The sequence below is a fragment of the Novosphingobium sp. FG90 genome, from assembly GCF_057808725.1.
In genome coordinates, this window is record NZ_JBMDIO010000046.1 from 1 (window position 1) to 24935 (window position 24935).

At 65.8% G+C, this 24935-nt stretch carries 22 protein-coding genes; 3 read left to right on the forward strand and 19 right to left on the reverse strand.

The genetic code is table 11. The annotated features are described in order from the left end of the window. Positions 1-15: 15 nt before the first annotated feature. Positions 16-2490 (reverse strand): HAD-IC family P-type ATPase, encoded by a 2475-nt coding sequence (locus ACODRZ_RS23975; RefSeq protein WP_488986268.1) that lies wholly within the window; start codon positions 2488-2490, stop codon positions 16-18. 272 nt (positions 2491-2762) lie between these two features. Here ACODRZ_RS23975 and ACODRZ_RS23980 point away from each other — a divergent pair, with 272 nt between their 5' ends. Further along, a complete protein-coding gene (locus tag ACODRZ_RS23980) occupies positions 2763-4094 on the forward strand; it encodes a phospholipase D-like domain-containing protein (RefSeq protein WP_488971501.1) in 1332 nt (443 codons plus the stop codon). Between the two features lie 468 nt (positions 4095-4562). On the opposite strand, the gene ACODRZ_RS23985 is transcribed toward ACODRZ_RS23980, so the two are convergent. The 13 genes from ACODRZ_RS23985 to ACODRZ_RS24045 all read right to left on the reverse strand — a co-directional run bounded on the left by ACODRZ_RS23985 (position 4563) and on the right by ACODRZ_RS24045 (position 15623). Then, positions 4563-5378, reverse strand: a complete 816-nt coding sequence (locus tag ACODRZ_RS23985; RefSeq protein ID WP_488971502.1) for an SDR family oxidoreductase — start codon at positions 5376-5378, stop codon at positions 4563-4565. After that, positions 5366-5728, reverse strand: a complete 363-nt coding sequence (locus ACODRZ_RS23990; protein ID WP_488971515.1) for a hypothetical protein — start codon at positions 5726-5728, stop codon at positions 5366-5368. The genes ACODRZ_RS23985 and ACODRZ_RS23990 overlap by 13 nt, the downstream gene beginning before the upstream one ends. After that, positions 5728-6921: an aromatic ring-hydroxylating oxygenase subunit alpha gene (locus ACODRZ_RS23995; protein WP_488971503.1), complete on the reverse strand. Its 1194-nt coding sequence runs from the start codon at positions 6919-6921 to the stop codon at positions 5728-5730. The genes ACODRZ_RS23990 and ACODRZ_RS23995 overlap by 1 nt, the downstream gene beginning before the upstream one ends. 72 nt (positions 6922-6993) lie before the next feature. Then, positions 6994-7650, reverse strand: a complete 657-nt coding sequence (locus ACODRZ_RS24000; RefSeq protein WP_488971504.1) for a TetR/AcrR family transcriptional regulator — start codon at positions 7648-7650, stop codon at positions 6994-6996. Between the two features lie 416 nt (positions 7651-8066). After that, entirely contained in the window at positions 8067-9317 is a 1251-nt protein-coding gene (locus ACODRZ_RS24005; protein ID WP_370424471.1) for an NAD(P)/FAD-dependent oxidoreductase, read from the reverse strand. A gap of 25 nt (positions 9318-9342) precedes the next feature. Beyond that, entirely contained in the window at positions 9343-10293 is a 951-nt protein-coding gene (locus tag ACODRZ_RS24010; protein ID WP_271184020.1) for an ABC transporter substrate-binding protein, read from the reverse strand. 44 nt (positions 10294-10337) lie between these two features. Beyond that, entirely contained in the window at positions 10338-11120 is a 783-nt protein-coding gene (locus tag ACODRZ_RS24015; protein WP_271184021.1) for an SDR family oxidoreductase, read from the reverse strand. Between the two features lie 4 nt (positions 11121-11124). Beyond that, complete coding sequence (locus tag ACODRZ_RS24020) at positions 11125-11979, reverse strand: alpha/beta fold hydrolase (RefSeq protein ID WP_271184022.1); 855 nt, start codon at positions 11977-11979, stop codon at positions 11125-11127. Then, complete coding sequence (locus ACODRZ_RS24025) at positions 11979-12533, reverse strand: cupin domain-containing protein (RefSeq protein ID WP_488962815.1); 555 nt, start codon at positions 12531-12533, stop codon at positions 11979-11981. The genes ACODRZ_RS24020 and ACODRZ_RS24025 overlap by 1 nt, the downstream gene beginning before the upstream one ends. 25 nt (positions 12534-12558) lie before the next feature. Then, a complete protein-coding gene (locus ACODRZ_RS24030; RefSeq protein ID WP_271184024.1) occupies positions 12559-13494 on the reverse strand; it encodes a VOC family protein in 936 nt (311 codons plus the stop codon). Continuing rightward, on the reverse strand, positions 13470-14270 hold the full coding sequence (locus tag ACODRZ_RS24035; RefSeq protein WP_271184025.1) for an IclR family transcriptional regulator: 801 nt from the start codon (positions 14268-14270) through the stop codon (positions 13470-13472). Before ACODRZ_RS24035 ends, ACODRZ_RS24030 begins: the two co-directional genes overlap by 25 nt. 4 nt (positions 14271-14274) lie before the next feature. Then, positions 14275-15306, reverse strand: coding sequence for an aromatic ring-hydroxylating oxygenase subunit alpha (locus ACODRZ_RS24040; protein WP_271184026.1), 1032 nt, complete (start codon positions 15304-15306; stop codon positions 14275-14277). Further along, positions 15303-15623, reverse strand: a complete 321-nt coding sequence (locus ACODRZ_RS24045) for a recombinase-like helix-turn-helix domain-containing protein (protein WP_271184027.1) — start codon at positions 15621-15623, stop codon at positions 15303-15305. Before ACODRZ_RS24045 ends, ACODRZ_RS24040 begins: the two co-directional genes overlap by 4 nt. Before the next feature lie 183 nt (positions 15624-15806). Here ACODRZ_RS24045 and ACODRZ_RS24050 point away from each other — a divergent pair, with 183 nt between their 5' ends. Both ACODRZ_RS24050 and ACODRZ_RS24055 read left to right on the forward strand, forming a co-directional pair. After that, positions 15807-17048 carry an MFS transporter gene (locus tag ACODRZ_RS24050; RefSeq protein WP_488971505.1) on the forward strand — a complete coding sequence of 414 codons (1242 nt, stop codon included), beginning with the start codon at positions 15807-15809 and terminating at the stop codon, positions 17046-17048. Further along, entirely contained in the window at positions 17045-17884 is an 840-nt protein-coding gene (locus tag ACODRZ_RS24055) for an SIR2 family NAD-dependent protein deacylase (RefSeq protein WP_271184029.1), read from the forward strand. The genes ACODRZ_RS24050 and ACODRZ_RS24055 overlap by 4 nt, the downstream gene beginning before the upstream one ends. A 188-nt stretch (positions 17885-18072) precedes the next feature. On the opposite strand, the gene ACODRZ_RS24060 is transcribed toward ACODRZ_RS24055, so the two are convergent. Genes ACODRZ_RS24060 through ACODRZ_RS24080 form a run of 5 tightly spaced genes read right to left on the reverse strand, consistent with a single transcriptional unit; the run spans position 18073 to position 24895 of the window. Then, on the reverse strand, positions 18073-18876 hold the full coding sequence (locus ACODRZ_RS24060; RefSeq protein WP_211151866.1) for an IclR family transcriptional regulator: 804 nt from the start codon (positions 18874-18876) through the stop codon (positions 18073-18075). 55 nt (positions 18877-18931) lie between these two features. Beyond that, complete coding sequence (locus ACODRZ_RS24065) at positions 18932-20419, reverse strand: aldehyde dehydrogenase (protein WP_271184030.1); 1488 nt, start codon at positions 20417-20419, stop codon at positions 18932-18934. Between the two features lie 21 nt (positions 20420-20440). Beyond that, complete coding sequence (locus ACODRZ_RS24070; RefSeq protein WP_271184031.1) at positions 20441-21232, reverse strand: aspartate dehydrogenase; 792 nt, start codon at positions 21230-21232, stop codon at positions 20441-20443. 2 nt (positions 21233-21234) lie between these two features. Next, complete coding sequence (locus ACODRZ_RS24075) at positions 21235-22911, reverse strand: thiamine pyrophosphate-binding protein (RefSeq protein WP_430098913.1); 1677 nt, start codon at positions 22909-22911, stop codon at positions 21235-21237. A 4-nt stretch (positions 22912-22915) separates the two neighbouring features. Next, on the reverse strand, positions 22916-24895 hold the full coding sequence (locus ACODRZ_RS24080; protein WP_271184033.1) for a glycoside hydrolase family 3 protein: 1980 nt from the start codon (positions 24893-24895) through the stop codon (positions 22916-22918). Positions 24896-24935 lie beyond the last annotated feature (40 nt).

Here is a 24935-nt window from a genome sequence, read left to right on the forward strand (position 1 = left end):
TCTCTTCAACGTGCGCTACCTGCATATGCGCTCGCTGAAGAGATAGAATATCTCCGCCACCACCAGCATGTTCACTACCAGTGTGCGGGCCGTCTCGATATCCTCACCGCGCGCCTGTGCGCCGAAAAAGACGAACAGCATCAGGCCGGTGAAAAGAGCCGAGACGAACAGGACGCGCCATAGAAGGAAAGGCGAAAGCAACGACGCATCTGCGCTTCGAGGCGGACGCTGCATCACATCGCTCTCAGGCGGTTCGAAAGCAAGGACCAGCCCGAGGGTGATCGTGGTGACGAGATTGATCCAGAGGATCTGCGTCGCCGTCATCGGCAGGGTGAAGCCCATCAGTATGGCCAGGATCATCAGCATCGCCTCGCCCCCGTTGGTCGGCAGGGTCCAGGCGATTACCTTGCGCAAGTTGTCATAGACCGTGCGCCCCTCGTTGACTGCGGCGACAATCGACGCAAAGTTGTCATCGAGCAGTACCATCTGCGAAGCTTCACGCGCTGCCTCGGTGCCGGAGAGCCCCATCGCGGTCCCTACATCGGCCTGCTTGAGCGACGGGGCGTCATTCACCCCGTCCCCGGTCATCGCCACGATGGCACCCCTTGCCTGGAGTGCGCGCACGATCCTCAGCTTGTGCTCCGGGCTGGCGCGCGCGAAAACACTGATGCCGCCTGCGACCTGTTCCAGTTCGCCATCGCTCAGCCGTTCCAGTTCCGCCCCCGACAATGCGCGCGGATCATCCGCAAGGTCGAGTTGGCGTGCGATGGCTCGCGCGGTTTCCACATGATCACCGGTGATCATCTTCACTGCGATACCGGCGCTGCGGCACTCGGCGATGGCTCGGCGAGCCTCGGCGCGCGGCGGATCGATGAACCCCATGAGGCCGAGCATCGTCAGGCCCTGCAAGTCGCCGAAGCTCAGGCGCTGCTGCGGTTCATGCAGCGTAAGCATGGCAAAGCCCAGCAATCGCTCGCCTTCTCCCGCAGCGCTAGCGGCCAGAACATCCCAACGCGCTGGATCGCCCTGCTGTCCGCTCAGCGCCAGCACAGCTTCGGGCGCGCCTTTCACGAAGACGACATGCTCACCGCCCGGTCCCCGATGGAGTGTCGCCATATAACGGTAGGCGGCATCGAAGGGAATCTCGTCGATCCTCGGCCATTCCGCGGTCAGATGGGCCTGGTCCAGCCCGGCCTTCATCCCCAACGCCAGAAGCGCGCCTTCCATGGGATCCCCGGCGACGCTCCAGACACCGGCGTTCTCCACCAGCCTGGCATCGTTGCACAACATGCCACAACGGATGATCGCCATCGCATCGGCCAGAGCCCCGGCATCATCGCCGTTGCCCCCGTCGCGCGGATCAGCCTCGATCGCTCCGTGGGGGGCATAGCCTGCGCCCGTCGCCACCAGAGCGCGCGTCGCAGTGAAGACATGACGCACGGTCATCTCGTTGCGCGTCAGGGTGCCGGTCTTGTCGGTGCATATCACCGAGGTAGCGCCGAGCGTCTCGACCGCCGGCAATTTACGGATGATCGCCTTGCGCGCGGCCATGCGCCTGACGCCAATGGCCAGGGTAATCGTGATGACCGCCGGGAGCCCTTCCGGAATCGCGCCCGCCGCCACCGCCACGATCGCGATCAGTGCATCGTCCCAAGCGAATGCGCGCACGAAGACGGCGAACACGAAAAGCAGAACCGACGCGCCGAGGATCGTGAAGGTCAATTGATGCGAGAACCGGTTCATCTGCCGGATCAGGGGCGTAATCAGCACCGGGACGGCCTGAAGCATCCCGCTGATCCGACCAATTTCGGTTGCGCTTCCGGTCGCGACGACGACCCCGGTGGCCTGTCCCTTGGCGACCAGGGTGCCCGAGAATGCCAGCGAGGCACGGTCCCCCAGCGGCGCGTCCGCAGCAATGGCACCTTCTTCCTTTTCGGCCGCGATGGACTCGCCGGTAAGCGCGGCCTCCTCGATGGCCAGTCCGCGCGCTTTGAGAAGGCGCAGGTCGGCCGGCACCCGGTCGCCGGGTTCGAGCAACACGATGTCGCCGGGAACGAGGTCGGCCACGTCTACGGACTTGCGCTCACCCTCGCGAAGCACGAGCGCATGGGGCGACAGCAGCGCGCGCATGCCATTCAGCGACTCTTCCGCCTTGCCTTCCTGCACGAAGCCGACAGTCGCATTCACGACAACGACCATCATGATGACTGCAGCATCCACCGGATGCCCCAGTGTCAGCGCCGCCATTGCCGCTGCGACAAGAAAGTAGATCAGCGGATTGTGGAATTGTGCGAGGAAGCGGCGAAAAGGATGCACGCGCGCCTCTGCGGGCAGACTGTTCGGCCCATGTCGCTGCAGCCGGATCGCCGCCTCTTCAGCGCCGAGCCCTTCCGGCCTCGCGCTCAGCATTTCGAGTACCTGCCGCCCATCCAGGGCATGCCACGGCGTCTGCGCCAGAGAGCCTGAAGAGATCGCAACGGGTCGATTCATACTGCTTCCTCTCGAAATCTTCGCGATGATGTTGCTGAAGCCCTCACTGCAAGTGAGGTCGAGGCAGGGTATTTGATCGATGGCGAGTGCGTTGAAATGGACCGCATCTTGATGCACGTTGATCTTGCACTGCACTATCGCAGTTGCGCAAGGCCTGAAATATTTCAGTCCATTGCCTGCACCAGGGAACTGTCTTAGCCCGGCCCAGCATGTTCGACGCCACACATCTTGCCCTTGCTTATGTTCTGTTCGAATGGGCCATACGTATCGTAATGCTCGTCGTGATCCCGCTGCGACGCCCGCCCGAGGCGGCCCGCAGCTGGCTGCTGCTGGCTTTCTTCCTGCCCATTCCGGCGCTCGTCCTATTTCGCCTGATCGGCTTTGCACGCTTTCCCGCCTGGCGACGCGCACGGTTCCACGAGGCCGCAAAACTACGGGATCAAGCCTGCGCCGCGCTGCCGGCCCTTGCCCCGACCTCTCAGATCGCGCGGCTCGCAGCGAGCATCGGCGGTTTCCCGGCCTGCACCGGAAACCGGATTGCGCTCGATGCCGACTACGACGCGATCATTGCCTCCATGATCGGCGAGATCGACGCCGCCCGGCACTCGGTCCACCTTCTGACCTACATCTTTGCGGATGACGCCACCGGAAAACGCATGGCCGCTGCGCTTGCTCGCGCCGTCGATCGCGGCGTGTCGGTGCGGGTCCTGATCGATGCGCTGGGAAGCCGTCCGTGGGTAAAACGAAGCCTCACGCTGCTACACAAGGCCGGAGTGGACGTGCACCTTACACTTCCAATCCGCTTCGCCTCCCTTCGCCGCGCCCGGGGAGACCTGCGCAATCATCGCAAGCTGTGCATCGTCGACGGGGAAATTGCATTTGTCGGCTCGATCAACATCGTCGACCGTGATTTCCGGCGTGGGATCGTGAACGACGAGCTTGTCGCCCGGGTACGTGGCCCTGTCGTCACCACTCTCGACGCGGTCTTCGCGACCGACTGGCACCTGGAAACCGGCCAGTTCCTGCCCCCCTGCAAAGTCCCTGTCTCCTGCGGCGAGGCTACGCTTCAATCTGTGCCGAGTGGCCCCGATTACGGTGCAATGGGGTATGAACGGGTACTGGTCGAACTGGTGCATGAAGCGAACGAACGGGTCGAGATCGTGACGCCCTATCTCATTCCCGACGGCGCGCTGCTGGTTGCCATGAAGAATGCCGTCGCGCGGGGCGTCAGCGTCACGCTGATCTTGTCCCGTGTCATCGACCAGAAGCTCGTTCGGCTTGCCCAACGTTCATTTTACGATGAACTGCTGCATGCCGGGATAACGATCCTGCGCTACCGCGAACGCCTGCTTCATACCAAGAGCGTAGCCGTTGACGGACATATCGGCATCGTGGGATCGAGCAATGCGGACATCCGCTCCTTCATGCTCAATGCCGAAATCAGTCTGATGATCCACGATGACGCTGCGACCCAGGCACTCGAAAGCATTCATCACCACTATGTTTCTGCTAGCGACCGACTGACCTTGGAAGAATGGCGCGCGCGGCCTGTCGTGGTGAAGCTGGTAGAGAACCTTGCCCGGCTGCTGACACCATTGTTGTGATGGTGATGAAGCCGATGCACCGGCGCGCTAGACCGGATGTTTTGCGAGGAATCGAGGCGGCAACGGCGAACGGACAGACGATATACGTCGATCCCGGCTACAGCATCACTCTCAGACCGATCACCAGTTTAGTTTGACAACGGTCACTCGCCGTCCCGGGCTCCTACGAGAACACCGAGATCGGATGACGGCTGTGCCTGCACGGCACCACCAGTCATCGTCAATCCCAACAACGGCATCATTATCGTGAACGCCTTCATCCGAACGGCTCTTTCCCCGCAAACTGCGCTTCCGGAAGAAGCAGCGGTCAGGTCATCAGGGCAGCGCATCGACCGCATCCATGTTCGTAATCGATCTACAATCCTTGCTTCTCAAACCCGACGACGATCGGGGCGTTAGGCTCAGGCCTCGTTGATCAGAAAGGAACAATTTGCTGTCCGGACGCCAGTATCCACGAACCTCTTCGGCCTAACTCGACGTTGCGGACGCCCCCACGTCGTATCCGGGCTGTGCCGCATTCCCGAACGCCGCAAGGATGCGCCGATGTCGCGCAGCCAGGCTATCGCGATAGCCGGGATGCGTGACGATATAGGGCTCATCGGCTTCGACGGCACGCACGACGGCACGCCCGAGCCAGAGCGGATCCATCATGTTCGCACGGATTGCGGCACGCCGCTCGGGATCGCCGCTCAAGGCATCGCCTTCCGACATGCGGCTTCGTGTGAGGCCCGGAAACAGCGTCGATACGCCGACACCGACAGGTGCAAGCTCCTCGCGCAGGGCATCCGACATGCCCAGCACCGCGAACTTGCTTGCGGAATAGGCGGCGAAGCTGCCGAACGGGCTGAGACCGTTCATCGAGGAGGTGTTGACGATATGGCCCGAGCCGCGGGCGATCATCGTCGGCGCGAACGTCCTGATGCCATTGTAGACACCCGTGACGTTGATCGCCATCACCCGCTCGAAGGTTTCGGCCGAGGTATCGACCAGCGGCTTGAAGCCCGTCGATATTCCGGCATTGTTGCATAGCACGTCGATAGCACCGAAGCGCTGCTCGACAGCCTCGCGGGCCGCCTCCCAGCTGGACAGCGATCGCACGTCAAGGCCGACCACGAATGCCTGCGCGCCGGGCGGAAGCTTTCCCGCTTCCTCGCGGGCAAAGTCAAGGTCAATGTCGGCAAGCACGATCCTGGCGCCGCGCTCCGCGAAGGCCTGCGCCATGCCGCCACCGATGCCGCCCCCACCGCCTGTGATGAAGACGGTCTTTCCTGTCAGTTCGAACATGGCGCGACCTCCTTGTCGGCGCTTGAGCAATCGATCCTCATGCGATCGCGTGATGGAGCGGTTCTCACCTCATCCGGCCCCTGGATCTCGACGGCGAGAGCAACGTGGGCGAGCGAAAGCACCAGGTCCATCAGATGACGGTCAGCCGATGTAAAAGCAGCGAATTCGCGCTCGTCCAGATGAGCGAGGGCCATGTCGAGCAATGGAGAGGCGGCGGCGAAGAACGCTGCACGCTCCTCGGAGGTGGAGGCACTGCGTCGGGCCGCCCGGTTTGCCGTGCCGCCGATTGCCCATTGCGCGACAAATGGTTCCAGGGCGTCGAAGCCTGCGGGAAGCGAGGATTGCGGCATCACGGCGTCTCTCCCAATTCGCGTGCATGGGCCTGCACCCGTCCGTCCACTTCGTTGAAGAGGTGCCGGCACAGAGCTTCCATGCTCTGAAAATGGATATGGCTCAGGGCGCCGCTCCCAAGACCGCTTTGCCCCCGCTCGATCATCGCGATGTCTTCGCAGTGGATGTCACGGATCTGGGCCAGCGAATATTCCCGCGCGAAGCGGTGGCTGGCGTTGGTATCATCGCCAACCCAGTAAAGCCGCACGACACCGCGCGAACGATCGGCGGAGATCGGATAGACTGTGTGCGAGAACGGCTGCGTCGGCGTGCCGATCAGGAAGAGGTTGGGAAAGAACGCCAGATAGTCCCGCCCATAGGGCAGGTCGAGCAACCCCTGCGCGGCGAGCGCCGGAATGCCGCGCATGGCCGCGGCACGCTGGAAAGGCTTGAGTTCCGGCTCCGGGTTCGACCAGATGCGCTGCGTGCGATGAGGGCCATCGAAGCCCATGCTTGCAGGATATCCGAACTGGTTGTCGCTGCCGATCCCCGCCCCGCCCGAGCGAGGGTGAATGAAGCGAAGGTGGTAGTTTTCCTGGAAATTATCGTAAGTTAGCTTCCAGTTCGCCGCGATTTCATAGGAATACTGGCTGAAGGTAGTGGCGCGCGCGACAGGCATCTGCTCCAGCCGTTCGGCATAGTCGCCGAGCCAGTCACGCAGCGGCGCGGCTTCGGGATCGAAGTTGACGAACAGCAGGCCGCCGCATTCCTGCAAGGCGATCTGGGGCAGCGAACAATCCTTGCGCTCGATGTGGAAGGCATCGAAGTCCGGCGCGGAAAGGAGCGCTCCATCCGTGCCGAACGTCCACATGTGATAGGGACAACTGAACTTCGTCGTGCGCCCTGCGGCCTCGTCGACAAGCCGGGTGCCGCGGTGGGTGCACACATTGTGGAATGCGCGCACCTCTCCATCACGCCCTCGCACGATCAGCAGAGAGGCCCCGGCGAACTCCAGGTCGCAGCGCAGGAAGCTTCCGCTCTCGGGGAGCTCGCAGGCATGGGCAACATGGATCCAGCTCTTGAGGAAGACCGACTGCCGCTCAAGTTCGAAGTACGCGGAATCGTAGTAGGGCCTGGCGGGCACCGGGGCAGTGCCGAGCCATGCGAGGTCCTGCGCGGGGATACGCTGATAGCTGGAGTCGGCCTGGGTCACGGAGCGGTCCTTCGTTTCTGTCGCCCCGATGTACCTCTCGAAAATCAAACTTCCAACACATGTGTTGGATATTTATGTATCGCGAAGCAGGCCTTCGCGGCGCAACATACGTTGCTGCTCTGCGCGAAACCGGGCGATTACCTCGGTTTTGTCGAGGTCGGGGCGGATGCTGCTCTGGAATACCCGAGGGCCAATGATCGCCCCGGCGAGCATGAGCGTGCAATAGACTTCCACATCGACATCATCTCCAGCGATATTGCGCCGGTTGGCATCGACGAATTCGTCCCACTTGGGATAGCGCTCGCGAATGTCTCCGGGGCCGATGAACTGTTCGATCCACAGCTTGATGAGGTCGGGATTGTCGAGCACGAAGCGTGCAACGAAATCGATGCGCTCCTGCTGGCTCTCCGGCCCGGAAAAGCCGCGCGTCAGTTGTTCGGACGACCAGGCGCTGACGGCCTCCAGCAGCGCCTCACGGGTGGCGAAATGGTAGTAGACCGTCGCCCGGTTCATACCGATCTCGCGCGCCAGTCCCGCAACGGACAGCGTCTCCACCCCTTTTTCCGAAATCAACCGCACCGACGCCTCGATCAGCGCCTGATGCGTTGCCTCGTAACTCTTGTTGCGGCGCCCGGGTGCAGGGCGGTCTGGCGAAGGCGATCGTGTCATGGCCCCTTTATGACCAAGGCCGTGCGTTTTGAAACACTCGTCCGCGTTCCGCGCTGTCACATCGCCGCTCGGGCCTCAATGACATAAACCCGGTGCCGGTGGGAATCATCCTCTTTGGCCATGAATTGCAGAAAGAATACAAGAAAGCCGCGCTGAGTGTTTTCTCGGACGGCTTGGCGTTCTGTCGGTTGGTTGCGGGGGCTCGCTTCCATCAATACTTGGCACCAAGCAGTCGCAGCCTAATTTCCACTAAATTTATGGCAACGAACCGACGTCGAGGAAGCAGAGGATGACGAGAAAATCGATAAGCGGGAAGCCAGCAAGACTGGCGGAGAGGGTGTCCGGCAAACTTCGCCGATAACCGTCTGGTTTATCAGCATTTTATACCTCTTTTAGTAATCCAACCCTGTTGGCAGCCCGGCTTGCAGATGCAAGTGACAGCAGGCTCGAAGAAGATAGGATCTTATCGAACAAATTCATACTAATTCTTTCAACTCCACCGTTGGGTCTGCCAATCTCACTAGATCAGGCGATGAGCAGGCTTCCACCAACTTTCGGCCCTGCACGTAGTCCTTGACCTTGTTCACGCAGTCCAGTGCCACCACGCGGCCGTCCTTCAGATACACCACCGAGAAACTGCGCCCCTCGACGTCACCGCGCGTCACCGTCTGGTCGAAGCCCATGTTGATCCCGGCCGTCTGCAGCTTGAGATCGTACTGGTTCGACCAGAACCAAGGGAACGCCTTGTAGGGCTTTGCGTCCCCGCAGATCGCCTTGGCCACGCACGTCGCCATGTCGTTGGCGTTCTGCACCGATTCCACCCGCATCACCGTGCCGCCCGCATAGTCGCAGGCGAAAGCCGCGCAGTCGCCGATCGCGTAGACGTCCGGCAGCGAGGTGCGGCAGAATTCGTCCACGTCCACGCCGTTCGCCCCAGAGGCGCCCGCCAGGATCAGCGGGCCCACGGCGGGCACGATGCCGATGCCGACGATCACCGCCTCGGCCGGGATGACCTCCCCGTCGACCAGCTTCACGCCGGTGACACGATGCCCGTCGCCCTCGAGACATTCGACCGCAACGCCGGTGCGCAGGTCCACCCCGTGATCGCGGTGCTCCTTCTGGTAGAACTCGGACAGTTCCTCGCCCGCGACGCGCGCCAGCACGCGCGGCAGGGCTTCGAGCAGGACCACGCTCAGCCCCATCTTCGACAGCACCGCCGCAGCTTCCAGGCCGATGTAGCCGCCGCCGATGACGACGATGTTGCGCGTCCCCGCATCGACTTCGGCCATCAGCGTGTCGCAGTCCTCGCGGGTGCGCACCGCGTGGACGCCCGCAAGCTCGGCGCCGCCACACGACAGGCGCCGCGGATCGCCGCCGGTCGCCCAGACCAGCTTGCCGTAACCGAACGTCGTGCCGTTCGAGAGCGTCAGTTCCTTCGCCTCGGCGTCCACCTTGGTGACTTCGGTGGAGAGCCTGAAGATCACCTCCTTCTCGGCCCAGAACGTCGGCGGGCGGATGTAGAGACGATCGAAGGTCTTCTCCCGCGCGAAGTACTCCTTCGAAAGCGGCGGCCGCTCGTAAGGATGCTCCGGCTCGCGGCCGATGACGGTGATGGTTCCGGTGAACCCGTTCTGGCGCAGGGCGAGCGCACACTGCGCTCCCCCATGTCCCGCTCCCACAATGACGACGTCGGCTCTGCCGTTGCCGTTCGTCTTAAGGCCCGCCACCGTGTCTTGCAAATTGCTTCCCACGTTATCGCCCGACGACCGAGTTTGTGAAATAGTCAGAGGCCGACCGACGACGTATCACCAGCTTGCGTTCCAACAGTTCGCCTTCGGCGGAGCGAACAGTCGCCTCGTCGTAACGCCCCAATAACTTCAGATCACCGTAGACATGTGTGGCGAGCAACCCGAAAATACGCACGATCTCGGCATGGCTATAACCGCTGGAGGGGACTGCAGCTTCATAGCGCATCGCTGCCCCCTCCGGGTCGCGGGCAATCTGCCGGATCACCTGCAGGGTCGCACGCACGAACCTGCGCAGGACCTTCGGCTTCGCCGCGATCGTGGTTTCCGACGCCATGATCGCCTGCGCCATCGCCGGATAGATCGCATCCAGTTCCCGGTAGTCGAGCCTGACGCCCTCGCGTTCGGCCTTCACGCCCCAGTCGACCGTCCCGATGAATCCATCGATGCGGCGCGAACCGAGCGCGGCGATCAGTTCGGCCGGAGGACGCGCTTGCGTGCTGATCCGCAGGGAGCTTCCGGACGAGCCCTCTGCCATCTTCTGCACCGCGTAGTAGGAGGTGTCCTTCAGCGACGGCACATCGATGGCCTTGCCCTCGAAGCTACCCGACGTCTCGAAGCTGTCGTGACGGGTGACGAGCGTGAGGAAAGAATGCCGGCCCAGCAGCGCGATGCCCTTGACCGGCAGATCCGCCGCGCGCAGCAGGATCGGCGTATCGCCGCTGGCGCCGCCGAGATCGCCTTCGCCGCGCGCCAGAGCCTCGCCGACGTTGAAGCCGCCCGGAACCACGACGAACCGGACGTCCAGCTTTTCGCGGCGGTAGCGCCCCTCCTGCTCGGCCAGCAGGAACGGGGCAAGCACGATCGCCTCCCTGGGCGCGGGCAACAGGTACGTGACCTTGTCATCGGGCTGGGCAAGCACAGGCTGCCCGAGTATGGCGGCGGCGACGCCCAGCATGCAGAGCGCCCGTCGACGGCTGCGCCTGCCGAGAGCGAAGCACATCATGCGAACCGCGAAACGCCGCCGGCCACTTCCAGCGCGGCGCCCGTAATGAAGCCCGCAGCCGGAGATGCCAGGAATACGATCGCCGCTGCCGTCTCCTCCGGTTCCCCGAAGCGCTCCAGCGGGATGTGCTTTTCGCGCGCGAGACCGGTCAGCCATTCCTGGTACGTGACGCCCGGAGCCGCACGCTCCCTGTAGCGGCGTTCCCATTGGCCGCTGTTGACGGTGCCGATGAGGATGGAATTCACCCGTACCTTGGGCGCCAGTTCGACGCTGAGCGACTTGACCAGGTTCTGTACACCAGCCCGCGCAGCGGAAGTGCAGACCATGTGCGGTTCCGGCTGGCGCGCCAGCAGCGAATTGACGACCACGACCGCGCCCGCATCGCTGGCCTGAAGCAACGGCAGGAACGTGCGGGTTGGATGTATCACGCTGAAGAACTTGAGTTTCAGTTCCGCGTCCCAGTCCGTGTCGAGCGTGCTGGCGAACGTGCTCAGGCGCGCCTGCCCGGCGTTGTTGACGAGGATATCGACCTTGCCGAAGCGACTGACCGTGTTCTCGGCAAGGCGCTGCACGGCCTCGGGATCAAGCACGTCGCAGGCTTCGGCATGGAGATTATCCCCACCGCCAAGCTGCGCGACGGCGCTGTCCAGGCGCTCCCGATCACGGCCACAGATCACCACGCTCGCGCCGTCGTCGAGGAAACGGCGTGCGGTGGCGAGGCCGATGCCGGACGATCCGCCGGTGACGACCGCGACGCGGCCTGCGAGACCCAGATCCATAGCTTCAGTTTCCTCCTGCGCGATCGACGGCGGCCAGGACCGGCCGGATCGCCTCGTTGAATTGCAACGGGCCTTCGGTCGCAAAGGCGTGACCAAGCCCCGGTATTTCAATGCCTTGTGCGCCTGTGAAGGCTTCGGCGATGCGGCGGCAGCCGGCAGGCGGGGTCACGACGTCTTCCCCACCCCACAGCACCATGCCGGGCAGCGACACGCCGTCCAGCAGCGCCGGAAGGTCGCTGGCGGCGAGAAGGCGCACTGCCTGTTCGTAGCCGTCCGGGTTCACCGATGCCATCGCGCTGCGCACCAGCGCACGCACTTCGGGCAAGGCCTTGTCGGTGACGAGGCGCATGGCGCGGCGCTCGGCCATGCCTTCGGGGCCAAGCTCGCGAATGTCGGAAATCCGCCGCGAAATCGTCTCCGGAAGGTCCGTGCCCGGGGGCACCGCATAGCCGGTCGCCGGGCTGGCGAGCACCAGCGCCGCCACCCGCGACGGCGCGATCCGAGCCGCCGCCGTCGCCATGATCGCCCCCAGCGACTGCCCGACAAGGATGCACTCAGCGGCACCCAAGTGGTCCATAAGGCGCCACAAGGCCCCGCCATAGTCCCCCGCAACGGGAGCAGCGGCCGGCAAGGGCACGCTGCCGCCGTAGCCCGGCGCATTCCAGGCGATCACCCGCCGCTCGGCGGCGAACGCCTCGAACTGCCCCCCCCAGCTTCCGGCATTGGAGCCGATGCCGTGCAGCAGCACGAGCGGCGTCCGCGTGCCCTCTCCGGCCTCGCGCCAGCTGAACCCGGCACCTTCGCGCAGCGGGGCGATGGCGTCGAGGCGCGCGGAGAGATCGGGCGGCGCGAGGTCCATTACCTGTCCGCGTTGATCGGCTTAGGGCGCTTCACCTGCGACAGCGGGTGCTCGGGCGGGTAGGTCGGCGTCTCGGGGACGTTGGTGCCCAGGCACACGATCATCAGCGCCTCCTCGATGCCCTCGTTGACGAGGCCGCGATAGATGCCCGCCGGGACCGAGACGAGATCGCGCTCGCGCACGTAGGTCTCGTAATATTCGCCCTCGGCCTCGAACATCAGCTTCACCTTGTTGCCCTTCAGGATGAAGAACACTTCCTCGACATCGTCGTGGAGGTGGAGCGGGCCTTCGCAGCCTGCGGGGAGCACCATTGTCGAGAAAGTGAAGTGCTCGGCCGCGACGGTGTTGGTGTCGTTGGCGACTCCGGTGGCGCCGGTGCCGACGTAGCGCATCTGGGCGCGCTTGTACTTGGGATCGAAGTCGGCCTGGAACTTCAGCGCGTTCCAGTCGAGCTTGCGGGTCTCGTAGCGCGCCAGGCGGCTGTCGACCCATTCGGCAAGCGTCTTGCCCTCGGGCACGATCTTGTTGCGGGCGGGCGCTGCGGTGTCTTCCATCACTGTTCCTCCTGAGATTTCGAGATCAGGCGCCGCGTGCCTGGCGCCGTGTATTGCCGTCGATGCCGCCCGCGATCGCCCATTCGGCAAACAGTTCGGGCTTGCGCTCGAACTCGCTGGGCACCCAGTCGGCGGTGCAGTAGTCGTCGTCGGCGTAGAACTCCCACGAGCCGCCCATCGGGCTGCGGAAGTACCAGAAATAGGCCGACGAGATCGGATGGCGCCCCGGACCGATATCGGTGGTCCAGCCCTTCGCGCTCATCGACAGGCCGCTGCCGAAGACTTCGTGGATGTTGCCCACGGTGAAGGCGACGTGGTTGACGCCGGGCTTGCCGGGACGGCGCAGCACGAAGGCATCGTGGTGCGGCCCCGGCGTGCGGCAGCGCAGGAACGCGGCGTGCCCCGGATAGCTGTCGCTAACCACGAAGCCGAGGCGCTTGGTGAAGAAATCCAGCGTCGCGTCAAGGTCCTCGATGAACAGCACGACATGGCCGATGCCGATCGGCGCGGGCCTGGTGTAGACCGTCGAGCGGCTGTCCACGCGATTGGCGCGGCCGGGGCCGTTGACCAGTTGCAGGTCGGCCACCGCTTCACCGCGCTGGCGCACGCGGAAGCGGTGAGTGAAGCCGGTGGGATCCTTGATGCTGAGCAGGCCGTCAGCATCCGGCGCGGCATCGCTGCCGAGGCGCAGCGCCAGCGCGGCAAGTGCAGCCTCGTCGGTCACACCCCAGGTGACGGCGCGCAGGGAGGCGCCCTCTTCCACGCCCGGCGCCAGCGCCAGATCGTCAAAGTGGCGCACTTCGACTTCGGCGCCGTCACGGGTGACGTAGCGCAGGCAGGCGGCATCGCTGCCTACGTCGGTCAGGCCCCAGTCGCCGAGAAAACGCGTGGCTTCGGCAAGGTCGGTGGTCGAAAACTGGACCGCTTCGATGCCGGTCAGGCTGCTGTCGTGGAGGGCCATGCCCGTTCTCCATTGGAATTGAAGCGCGCTGCGGGCGATCCGCCCATCAGCGCAGAAATGGTATCGGCCGCCTCGATCACCGCCGCGCGCACGCGCACCGCCTCGGCGGCGCTGGCGCCCGCGCGGGTAGCATTGATCGCGGCGGCAAGACGATCGCCCCGCTCGCGCACCGGCGCGGCGACGACGGCAAGGCCGGTCTCGTAATAGCCGTCGCTGGCCAGGCACCCGGCGGCACGGTCCCGTTCAAGCTGCTCCAGCAAGGTCTGCAGCGAGGAAGGCACCGCATCGCCGCGATCGCCGAAGACGTGGGCTTCGTAGAGCGCCGCAACATCCGCGCCGTCCAGCCCGGCCAGCAGCACGCGCCCCATCAGGGTCGCATGGGCGGGCAGCGTGGCGCCGACCGAGACGTTCTCGGTCACCGCGCCCTCGCCCCTGCAGCGCACGAGGTAGAGGATCGAGGCGCCTTGCCGAACCGCCAGGTTGGTGGTCCAGCCGGTGCTCGCGCTCAGCGCTTCCAGCACCGGCCGCGCCAGCGCGACGACATCCTGCGAGGCGAGGAATTCGTGCCCCAGCAGCAGCACCCCGGCGTCGAGCGCATAGCGCCCGTCGCCATCGCGCCGCAGCAGCCCCATGTCGACCATCTCGGCCAGCAGCCGGTGCAGGCTGGAGCGCGGGATACCGAGCGCCGCGCCCAGATCGGCGGCGCCCAGCCGGGGCCGCTCGCGCCCGAACTGGCGCAGCACCCTGATCCCGCGTTCCAGGGAGGACTCGGGCATGGGCTCAGGCCCGCTCGTGCTCGCAGGCAGGCTCGGACGCGCCGGCAACTTCGGCCGCTGCCAGCTGGTCGAGCATGCGGCGCAGGCGCACGATGCCCCCGTCGTGGGCGTAGAGCGCTTCCTGCTCGCGTGCCTTGTCGTCCATGCCTTCGAGGATCAGGCGATCCTGCTCCAGCACGTCCCAGTGCAGCGATTCCAGACGCGCGCGGTAGAGGAACTTCCATGCATTGCGCGACCAGCCCTGTACCTTGCGGCAGCGCCAGAAGAACACGCGGCAGCTGGTCTCGTCCACCGGCACGACCATGCCGACGATGCCGAACGAGCCGCCCGGCCCTGCCGACTTGCCGTAGGGGATCGACAGGCGCAGCCACAGCGCGCCGGTCACGCCCACTTCGGTCCAGTCGAAGTTCACGCCGGTCTGGTTGGTCTTCTCGAAGACGAAACCGGACTCGGTGTCGCGCGCGCGCATGGTCGCGGTCTTGTCGCCTTCAGCCATCGAGTGGCTCTGGGCGTGGAGGTACGCGCCGTGCATCGGGTCCATGACGTTGTCCACGGCATAGCGCCAGTTGCACTTCCAGTGCGCGGTGCACAGGATGTCGGCCCATTCGCCGCCGGAGATTTCCTCAGGCAGTTCGAGCGGCGCAGGCTCACCCTCGCCGAACCAGACGAAGATCGCGCCTGCGCGTTCCACCGCCGGGAAGGCGCGGTTGAGCTGGCGGCCCTTCATCACGCACTTGGCGAGCGCGGGAATGTCCTCGATCCGACCTTCGCCGTTGACCTCGACGCCGTGGTACCAGCAGGCTACGCGGTCGCCCAGGTTCCAGCCCATCGACAGTCGTGCGCCGCGATGCGGGCAGCGGTCGTCGATCGCCTTCACGCCGCCATCGGCATCGCGCCACAGGACGATGCGCTGCGACAGGCGGGTGAGGCCCAGCGGCGCCTGCTGCAGCATCCAGCTGGGCGCAACGGGATACCACATCTCGCGCAAACCTTCATTCAGGCGCGCGCTGGCGGCGATCTTGGTTGGAGCGTTCATGCTGCGATGTCTCCGGAAACGGGCTGGAACAGCGCCTGGCCGAGACGATCGAGTTCGGCATCGAGCGTCGGCTCGGTCCACGCGGCGCCGTCAGGCGCGCGGCTGCCGCCGGCATTGAGCGCGGCGACGAGTTCGGGGAACTCGAACGCGCCAGCATCGAACGCGGCGGTCAGGGCCTGCGATAGCGCCTGCTCGAACGGATCGAGCGGCCCGCCGCGCGTCTGGAAGACGAAGTTGTCCACCTGATCGGGTTCTTCGATGAAGCGACCGCCGCCTTTGGCGTCGCCGGTTTCGGCGAGATAGAGATTGTACCGCATCGCGACCCTCATGTTTGATATACGAACCATTGTCTACGATATGGGATTGGTGCCGCAACGAAGCGTCCCTGTCAAGCGGGGCTGATTGCGTCCGGTTTCGAGACTCCGATTTCGGGCTTTGCAAGGCGATATGTTTGACATAGGAATAATCCGTCTCAATTATGATACATGAGGGCCGCATCCATGACATCTGACGGCTCCGCACTTGCGGAATCGAACCTGGGCTATCCCGGCTGGCGCGTGCTCGTCGCCGCGGTGATCGGCCTCGCCTTCAGCCCCGGCCCGATGATCTTCGGCACTTTCGGCCTGTTCGCCCCGCATTTCGTATCCGAACACGGCTGGAGCCGGGGCGCGATCATGCTGGCGCTGACCTTCTTCAACGTCGCGGGCGTGCTCGTCTCGCCGCTGACGGGATCGCTGCTCGACCGGCATGGCGTGCGCCGCCTGCTTTTCCCGGCAATGACCGCGCTGGCCCTCGGGTTCCCGGCGCTCGCTTATCTGGCGGGAAGCCTGCCGCTGCTGTACGCCGTGACCTTCGCATGGGGTGCAACGACGGTGGCGACTCAGAGCATCAGCTATTCCAAGCTCATCACCGGCTGGTTCGTGCAGCATCGCGGCCTTGCCATTGGCATCGCGGCGGCGGGCCTCGGCGTCGGCTACGTGGTGATGCCGCTGATCGCGGGCGCCCTGCTCTCCGCCCTCGACTGGCGAGTCGCGCTTTCGGCGCTCGCGCTGCTGGTGATGACGGTGCCATTCCTCTGCAACCTGGCGCTGGCACGTCCAGCTGCCGTGACCGCCACCCTCGCCTCCACCGCCACCCTCGCCGGCCTGACGCTGGCGGAAGCGCGCCGCACCCGCGAATTCGCGCTGATGGCGGCAGCGATCCTGCTCGCCTCGGTGGCGCTGACCGGGATCGTGCCGCATATCTCGCTGCTGGCGCTCGACCACGGGCTCAGCACTGGGCAGGCCGCCGCCGTCGCCTCGGCCTACGGCCTCTCGACGATCGCGGGCCGCGTGCTGGTGGGCTGGCTGGCGGACCACTTCCCGGTGCCGCGCGTCGCCATCGCCTTCTTCGCCTGCTCGGCGCTGGGCTTCGTGCTGGCGGTGAGCGTGGGCGCGCATGCGGGTATGGGGTTGCTGGTCATGGTGGCACTCACGATCGGCCTAGGCTTCGGCGCGGAGAGCGACGTCATCGCCCTGTTCATCAGCCGCTACTTCGGCCAGCGCGCCTTCGCGGCGATCTACGGCTACCTGCTGGCTGCGTTCCTCGTCGGCTCGTCGATCGGCCCGGCGCTGTTCGGCTTCGTGCGCGACGCCAGCGGCGGCTACGGCGCCGTGATGGCCATCGCCACCGGCCTGATGGCAGCGGCCTGTTGCGCGCTGGCGATGCTGCCGGTGATGAAGCGCGAGCCGGTACCGGCATGATCGTCGCCAGCTTCGAGGAGCTTGCGGCGGCGGTGCGGGACCGGCGCGTCCTGCTGTTCGCCGGCGCCGGCCTTTCGATGAGCGTCGGCCTGCCTTCGTGGCACGAGCTGATAGACCACATGAAGCGCGAACTGGGGCTGGAGGACATGCCGCACCAGTCCGGCTGGTCCTACCAGACGCTATCGGAATACTACCGCCTCAAGAACGGCAGCATCGGCCCTTTGCGCAGCTGGATGGACCGCACCTGGTCGGTCTGCAGCGACAAGGTGCGGGAATCGGAGATCCACGAAATCATCGTCGATCTCGATTTCCCGCTGGTCTACACCACCAACTACGACAACAACCTCGAGATCGCCTACCAGGCCCACGGGCGCGAGTTCGTGAAGGTGGCCAACACCAGCGACATCGTCAACGCCGAGCGGGGCTTGCCGCAGATCGTCAAGTTCCATGGCGACTTCGACGATGACGAATCGCTGGTCCTGGCCGAAACCGACTACTTCCGCCGCCTGGCGTTCGACTCCCCGCTCGACATCAAGTTCAAGGCCGACGCGATGGGCCGCACGCTGCTGTTCCTGGGCTACAGCATGTCGGACCTCAACATCCGCATGCTGCTCTACCGGCTGTGGCAGATGTGGCAGGAATCGGGACGAGAGCGCGATCGGCCGCCGTCCTTCGTGTTCTCCCCCAAGCAGGATCCGGTGCAGCAGATGGTGCTGAGCCAGTGGGGTATCCGCGTGCTGCACGAAAGGGCGGACGATCCATCGGCGGCCACGCTCAAGTTCCTGCGGAGGCTGCGCGATGCGGTCAGGAGCGGGACCGGGGCGGAACTAAGATAGCAGTGGTCCATTGTCCTGAGAAATAAAGGAGAACGGACATGGGCAAGGGTATCCTGTTGTGGCTGATCGGCGTTCCTATCCCCGTCATTCTGCTGCTATGGTTCTTCTTCCACTAAAGCCGGCCGCGCCCGGCACCGTCGCAATGCCCCGGTGCCGGGCGGGGTGGCCGAACGGTATGGCCGAAGGCGTCAGATGCCAGCGCGGTATCCGAGACCACGCGAAATCTCCATGCCCGCGCGCTCCACTTGCGTGGAGATGCGGCCCTCGAACGTCTCGCGGTCGAAAGTGTTGATCGGGCAGCTGATCGAGATTGCCGCCGCCACTTCGCCCGATGCGTCATAGACCGGCACCGCCACACTGGCGACGTTGCTGTCGTAGAACCCCCAGCTCACCACCGTCCCGCGCTTGCGGTCGCCTTCGACGAGGCTGACGAGATCGCCCATGCTGTCAGGCGTTGCATCGGTGTACTTGGTGAACTCGAAGCTCTCGTAGAGCGCGACGACTTCGGACAGGCTCATGTTCGCCAGCAGCACGCGGCCCGGCGCGGTGGCGTGCGCGGGCAGGCGCGAGCCGACGGTGACGGCGCTGATGAGGCTGGTGTTGCCCTGGAACCGCGCGATGTAGACGGCGTCGCGCCCTTCCCGCACCACCAGGTGCGTCGAAGTGCCGGTATCGTCGCGCAGGCGCGCGAGGATCGGGTTGGCGACTTCGATCAGATCCTTGCCCGCAAGGAAGCTGTAGCCCAGTTCCAGCACCCGGCTGCCCAGCTGGTAGCGCTTGCCGTCCGCGATGCGGCGCAGATAGCCTGCATATTCAAGCGTATAGACCAGCCGGAACGCGGTCGAGCGGGTCGCGCCGATCTGGCGCGCCACTTCGGCGACGGTCTGTTCCTGTCGTTCGCGGGTAAAACTTTGCAGAACCTGCAAGCCTCTGACGAGGCCGGGCACGATGTAGCGCTCGTCGATATCCGGCGAAGTTTCGGGCTGGGTCATCGTGTCTCGACTATTAAACAGGAGCCGAAGTCTTTGACCGGCAATTACCCCTGGATCAACCCCAGCCTATGGGTTCTTCGGACATTCCCCAGTAAATCGCCTTCTGGTTCATGTAGGCCTGAATCCAGTGCCGTCCCTTTTCACGGCCGAGGCCGCTGTCCTTCACGCCGCCGAACGGCGTGGAGGAGCTGAACTGCTTGTAGGTATTGATCCAGACCGTGCCCGCCTCGATCCGGCGCGCGATGCGCCAGGCGGCCTTGTAGTCGCGCGTCCAGATACCGCAGGCGAGGCCGTATTCGTTGTCGTTGGCCTGCGAAACGAGGTCTTCCTCGTCGCGCCACGACAGGACCGCCAGCACCGGGCCGAACACTTCCTCGCGGCAGATGGTGTCGGTGTTGGTCACGGTGTCGAGGATCGTCGGCGGATACCACGCGCCCCCGGCGAATTCGCCCTGCGGCACTTCGCCGCCACACAGCACGCGCGCGCCTGCGGCCACAGCGGCATCGACCATCGCGGCGACATGGTCGCGGTGGCGGTGGTGGATCATCGGCGCCATCTGCGTGCCCGGCGCATCGCCCCGGCCCATGCGCAGCGCCTTCGCGCGCTCGACGAGGCGGCTGACGAACTCCTCGCGGATGCTTTCATGCACGAACAGGCGCGAACCCGCGATGCACGACTGCCCGGTGGAGCTGAACACGCCGTAGAGCACGCCCGCGATCGCCTCCTCGATGTCGGCATCCGGAAAGACGATGGTGGGCGACTTGCCGCCGAGTTCGAGCGAGACCGGCATCAGCTTGCTCGCCGCGATTTCCGCGATGCGCACGCCGGTGACGGTGCCGCCGGTGAAGGAGACCTTCTTGACGAGCGGGTGGCGCACCAGCGCATCGCCGATCACCCGGCCCGGCCCCGGCAGGACCGAGAGCAGCCCCTTGGGCAGACCGGCGCGGTAGGCCAGCCGCGCGAAGAACAGCGAGACCAGCGGCGTCCACTCGGCGGGCTTGAGGATCACGGCATTCCCCGCCGCCAGCGCGGGTGCGACCTTCTGGGCGTCGCTGGCGATCGGGGAATTCCACGGCGTGATGGCAGCCACCACGCCAAGCGGTTCGTGCACGGACATCGTCACCCACGGCCCGCGCGAGGGCGTCAGGTCCTCGTCGAGCGTCTCGAGCGTCGATGCGACATAGCGGAAGGTGCCCGCCGCCGACATCGCGAGGGCGCGGGTTTCGATCAGGGTCTTGCCGGTGTCGCGGGTCTGCAGCGCGGCGATCGCGTCGGCATGAGCCTCGATCATGTCGCCGATGCGGTAGAGCACGCGGGCGCGCTCATGGGCCTTGAGATTACGCCACGCCGGATCGGCCATGGCAGCCTGCCCCATCGCCACCGCGTCCTCGACATTGTCCAGCCCGGCGGTGCCGTAATCGGCGACCAGCGTGCCGTCGGTCGGATCGATGCTGCGCGCGGTGCCGCCGCTGCCCGGCCCGAACAGGCCGCCCACGCAGATTTCGGAAAAGTCGACGTCGGCGGGGGAAAGCAGCTGGGTCATGGCCAAAGTCCTGACAAGTTCTCAGATAACGATCGGTGCGGCCATGCCGTGAAGCAGGCGCACGATGCTGTGCGCGGTCAGCGCGGAAGTCTTGGGGTTGGCCGCAGAGGGCGCCCCGGCGATGCGCACTTCAAAGGAGCCGTCGGCACCCTCGAAGCTCAGTTCGTGGACGTTGGTGGCGATCGTCGGATCGGCGACCAGTTCCACCTCGGTGCGGTCGAAGCCGATGCCCGCCAGCGCCACGGTGGCCGCGACGTTGGAGTTCTTCGGGTAGGTCAGCGCGGCTACACGCGCATCGCCCCGGAAGAACACCGCAGGTTCGGTCAGCGCGGCAAGGTCGAGCAGATCTTCGGCAGGCGTGCCGCGCCATGCCAGCGCAGGCTTGCGGCCGGTGTAGCGCACACGCTCCAGCCCGCCCAGACGCGCGGCGGAAAGCCCCTCGATCCCGGCCATCGCGCCCGAGGCGAGGACGAGCTGTACGCCGCCTTCCTCGGCCGCTGCGGACAGCGCTTCCGCAAGCGCCGGATCGGCCAGCGCGCCGGTGGAGACGATCATCAGGGACAGCCCGGCCCGCAGCACGTCGGCACCATAGGCGCGCACCGCCTCGTGCCCTGCGCACTCGACGATGACGTCGGGGGCGCGGGCCAGCAGGTCGGCCACGGTCTCGACGCGCAGCGCCTCGTCCAGCCCCTCGCGCGGGCAGCGCGCGAGGATGCCGACGATCGGCGCGGCCCCGCCCAGCGCCTCGCGCACGGCGCGCGAGATGCCGCCGTCGCCGATCAGGCCGATGCGCGGGGGTGCGATGCTCGCCATGCTCAGTCCTTGCGCGGCGGGCCGGCGAAGGCCTGCGGGTAGGCGCCGATCGCCAGCATGTCGATCTCGACGATGGCGGCGCCCGGCGTTGCGCGCGCGCGGTCGAGCGCGGCGCCGACTTCGGCGATGTCGCTCACCTTCTCGTGGCGCAGGCCGATCGAGGCGGCGACCATCGCGAAGTCCGGCACGCGGATGTTCGAGTAGTGGCGGCGGCCGCCGTATTCGACGTCCTGGATATTGCGGATCACGCCGTAGCCCTTGTCGTTCATCAGCACGAGGGTCACGTCGGGGTCTTCCTCGGCCAGCGTGGCGAGTTCGCCGAGGCACAGGGTCAAACCGCCGTCGCCGCTCAGCGCATAGGCGCCGCCGGGCGTGCCGAAGGCCGCGCCGATCGCCATCGGCAGGCCCTGCCCGATGCCGCCGCCGACGGCGTGGACGCCCGCGCGGGTGTTGCCGACCTGCAGGAAGCGGTTGCCCCACATCGAGTTGGAGATCGTCACGTCGCGCACCCATGCCGCATCGGCGGGGATGCGGGCCTGGATCTCGTCGACGAGGCGGTCGTAGGCGCCCAGGCTCTTGCGCATGGCGGCGTGCATCACGTCGCGCGCGGCGCGGATGGTCTCACCCCATGCGGCGTCGTAGGCCTTGTCGCCCAGCGCTTCGAGCAGGCCCGCGAAAGTCGCCTTGACGTCGCCGTGGATGAACAGGTCGTTGGCGTAGCTACGGCCGTCCGAGGTCTCGTCGGCGTCGATCACCGCGACCTTGGCAGGCAGGCGCAGCTTGTAGATCCATGTCTCGTTGCCGCGCAGGCGCGAACCGGCGACGATCATCAGGTCGGCCTCGTCATAGAGCGCCTGCACTTCCTTCGTGCAGTTGAACGCGCCCAGCGAGATGGCGTGCGTCTCGGCGACGACGCCGCGACCATTGGTGGAAGTGACGATGGCGATGCCCTTGTCGGCCAGCGCGGTCGCTTCGGCCTCGGCGCCGCGTGCACCGCCGCCCAGCAGGATCACCGGCTTCTTCGCGGCGGCGAGCATGCCCGCCAGCGCGGCGATCTTTGCCGCATCGGTGGCGGGACGCCTGGGCGAGAGTTCGGGCAGCACGGCGGGCATCGGCATGGCTGCAGCCTGCACGTCCACCGGGATCTCGATCGAAACCGGGCCGGTGGGCGCCGACAGCGCGGCCTCGGCGGCGGCGCGCATCGTCTCGACCACCTGATCGGGCGAGGTGATGCGGAAGGCGGCCTTCGACACCGCGCCCAGCATCTGCATCTGCGCCGGTGCCTCGTGAATGTAGGCGCGGTTGAGGTCGAGGTGCTCCAGTTCGACCTGCCCGGTGATGTGCATGACCGGCGAGCCCGCCGTCAGCGCCTCGACCATCGCACCCGCCGCGTTGCCCGCTGCGGTGCCGGTGCTGGTGAAGGCGACGCCCAGGTTGCCGGTGACGCGGGCATGCGCGTCGGCCATGTTGAGCGCGCCGGCCTCGCCGCGCGCGGAGATGTAGCGGATCGCGCCCTGCTCGCCCAGCGGATCGAGGATCGGCATGTTGTGGATGCTGATGACGCCGAAGACATGGCTGACGCCCCAGTGCGCCAGCAGCTGCGCGATCAGGGCGCCAACGGTGGTCTGCGTCTCGGTTGTCGCTGCGGTCTGCGTCATTGGGGTGTCGATCACTTCCATGGTGTCAGTTTTTCCGGGGAGGATAGGAAAGGCCGAAGCCGAACGGGTACGCGGTAGCCGCGAAATCGAAGGGCACGTCTTCCGCCTGCTGCTCGACGGAGGCAGCGTCGGCGGGGAGCGCGAAGGGCAGCTTGCCCGTGGGGTTGAAAGCGCCGGTAAGCACATCTGCGAGCGCGTCGTCGCCCGAACCGAAGGTGGCGATCATGCCGGGCACGGTGTCGATGAATTCGGCAAGGACGGCTGGACGCTCCATGCTCATGGCCACGACGACCGGCTTGCCGGTGGCGACGGCCTTGCGGATCATCGCCAGCTCATCGGCATTGTCGGCGCCCGCAAAGACGGGGGTACCTTCATGGGTGCGCACGAAGAAGGCCTGCCCGGTCTTGTTGTCGGCATAAGGCGCGTTGACCTTGACGACGATGACGTCGGCCTTGGCAGCATCGGTCACGCTGCCCGCCAGCGCCGTGGGCGTCGCGGCGAAGCCTTCCAGCGCCACCTTCTTGCCGGGCGCCAGCGGCAGGACGTCGCCCGCGTTCTTGAGCAGGACGATGGACTTGCGCTGTGCCAGCGCGCCCTCGGCCACGTATTCGGGCGCCTTGACCACGCGCAGCGCAGCTTCGGGATCGACGTAGGGGTTCTCGAAAAGCCCCATCGCGAACATCGGTTCGAGCACGCGCTGCACCGAGACGTCGATGCGCTTTTCGGTCAGCTTGCCCTGCCTGACGAGGTCGATGATGTACGAGGTCTCGTGCTCGCCGCCGAGCTGGTCCATCCCCGCCCAGACCATGCGCCGCTCGCGTTCGATCTTCGGCTGGTCTTCCAGACCCCAGGGCTGGGCATGCATCCAGTCGGTGATGGCCACGCCCTTGAAGTGCATCTTGGTACGCAGCAGGTCGGTCATAACCTTGCGCGAGAAACTGGAGGCGACGGTGTCGGTCCAGGTCGGGATGCCATAGCTGCCCATCGCGAAGGCCACGCCTGCGCGGAACGACGGCGCGAAGGCCTCGTAGTGCAGCTTCTGCAGCTTGCCGGGATAGACCAGCCGTTTGCCGTAGGGATTGTGCGGATCGAGCCCGTGCTCCACCGGTCCGTCGCCGGGGAAGTGCTTGACGGTCGCCATGATCCCGTCGGGGCCCAGCTTCGTGCCTTGCGCACCGAGGATGAACTGCGCGGCGAGTTCGCCGTTCAGCTTCGCGTCCTCGCCGAAGGTGCCGGGAATACGGTTCCAGCGCGGCTCGCTGACCACGTCGGCCATCGGGTTGAGAACCATGCGAAAGCCCATCGCGCGCAGTTCGGCGGAGGCGACTTCGCCGAAACGGTGGACCAGAGCCGCATCGCGGGCGGCGCCAAGGCCGATCATGTCGGGCCAGCTGGAGGTGATCTTCACCCGGTCCGGCGGCGGCAGCGCGCCGCCCGGCAGGCGGTTGGTGGTGTGGATCGGGTCGGCGCTGAACACGATCGGCACGCCCAGGCGCGCGCTTTCGGCCATCTCCTGCAGCGCATTGGCCCAGCGCGCGGCATCGGCGGGCGAACCGCCCGGCGAGGTCATGATATAGCGCACATGGCGATTGAGAATGAGATCGCGGGGGCTCGGCTTGTCGGCGCGGTCGAAGCCGGGCACGCCCGTCACGTTGACCGGCGGCTTGAGCGCGCCGGGAGGCGGCGGAGCCAATTGGTCGAGCACGGTGCCGCCCGCGCCGAAATAGCCCGAATTCACCGCATGCATCATCATGCCCGCCTTTTCGGGCACGGTCATGCGCGCGGTCAGATCCTTAGCGCGCTTCGCCGCGGGCAGCCGCCAGTCCTCGTAAGGATCGAGGCGGCCGCTGCGGTCGAGGTCGCGAAAGCGCAGGCCGTCCACCGTCAGCACCGGCGCGGATCGGGTGCCGATCTCGGGCTGCTGCGCCTTGCCCTCGCGCGCCGCCACCGGGTGAGCGGCCAGCGTGGCGAGAGCAAGGGCGAGGATGGACGTCATGCGCGGCATCGGTGATCTCCGAAGGTAAGGAAAGAAAGGGACGCGGCAG

What these genes read in the sequence shown, in the direction of transcription:
- ACODRZ_RS23975 (WP_488986268.1), bottom strand. Translation starts at nt 2,490, where the DNA reads ATGAATCGACCCGTTGCGATCTCTTCAGGCTCTCTGGCGCAGACGCCG.
- ACODRZ_RS23980 (WP_488971501.1), top strand. Translation starts at nt 2,763, where the DNA reads ATGCTCGTCGTGATCCCGCTGCGACGCCCGCCCGAGGCGGCCCGCAGC.
- ACODRZ_RS23985 (WP_488971502.1), bottom strand. Translation starts at nt 5,378, where the DNA reads ATGTTCGAACTGACAGGAAAGACCGTCTTCATCACAGGCGGTGGGGGC.
- ACODRZ_RS23990 (WP_488971515.1), bottom strand. Translation starts at nt 5,728, where the DNA reads ATGCCGCAATCCTCGCTTCCCGCAGGCTTCGACGCCCTGGAACCATTT.
- ACODRZ_RS24010 (WP_271184020.1), bottom strand. Translation starts at nt 10,293, where the DNA reads ATGCTGGGCGTCGCCGCCGCCATACTCGGGCAGCCTGTGCTTGCCCAG.
- ACODRZ_RS24015 (WP_271184021.1), bottom strand. Translation starts at nt 11,120, where the DNA reads ATGGATCTGGGTCTCGCAGGCCGCGTCGCGGTCGTCACCGGCGGATCG.
- ACODRZ_RS24020 (WP_271184022.1), bottom strand. Translation starts at nt 11,979, where the DNA reads ATGGACCTCGCGCCGCCCGATCTCTCCGCGCGCCTCGACGCCATCGCC.
- ACODRZ_RS24025 (WP_488962815.1), bottom strand. Translation starts at nt 12,533, where the DNA reads ATGGAAGACACCGCAGCGCCCGCCCGCAACAAGATCGTGCCCGAGGGC.
- ACODRZ_RS24030 (WP_271184024.1), bottom strand. Translation starts at nt 13,494, where the DNA reads ATGGCCCTCCACGACAGCAGCCTGACCGGCATCGAAGCGGTCCAGTTT.
- ACODRZ_RS24035 (WP_271184025.1), bottom strand. Translation starts at nt 14,270, where the DNA reads ATGCCCGAGTCCTCCCTGGAACGCGGGATCAGGGTGCTGCGCCAGTTC.
- ACODRZ_RS24040 (WP_271184026.1), bottom strand. Translation starts at nt 15,306, where the DNA reads ATGAACGCTCCAACCAAGATCGCCGCCAGCGCGCGCCTGAATGAAGGT.
- ACODRZ_RS24045 (WP_271184027.1), bottom strand. Translation starts at nt 15,623, where the DNA reads ATGCGGTACAATCTCTATCTCGCCGAAACCGGCGACGCCAAAGGCGGC.
- ACODRZ_RS24050 (WP_488971505.1), top strand. Translation starts at nt 15,807, where the DNA reads ATGACATCTGACGGCTCCGCACTTGCGGAATCGAACCTGGGCTATCCC.
- ACODRZ_RS24055 (WP_271184029.1), top strand. Translation starts at nt 17,045, where the DNA reads ATGATCGTCGCCAGCTTCGAGGAGCTTGCGGCGGCGGTGCGGGACCGG.
- ACODRZ_RS24060 (WP_211151866.1), bottom strand. Translation starts at nt 18,876, where the DNA reads ATGACCCAGCCCGAAACTTCGCCGGATATCGACGAGCGCTACATCGTG.
- ACODRZ_RS24065 (WP_271184030.1), bottom strand. Translation starts at nt 20,419, where the DNA reads ATGACCCAGCTGCTTTCCCCCGCCGACGTCGACTTTTCCGAAATCTGC.
- ACODRZ_RS24070 (WP_271184031.1), bottom strand. Translation starts at nt 21,232, where the DNA reads ATGGCGAGCATCGCACCCCCGCGCATCGGCCTGATCGGCGACGGCGGC.
- ACODRZ_RS24075 (WP_430098913.1), bottom strand. Translation starts at nt 22,911, where the DNA reads ATGGAAGTGATCGACACCCCAATGACGCAGACCGCAGCGACAACCGAG.
- ACODRZ_RS24080 (WP_271184033.1), bottom strand. Translation starts at nt 24,895, where the DNA reads ATGCCGCGCATGACGTCCATCCTCGCCCTTGCTCTCGCCACGCTGGCC.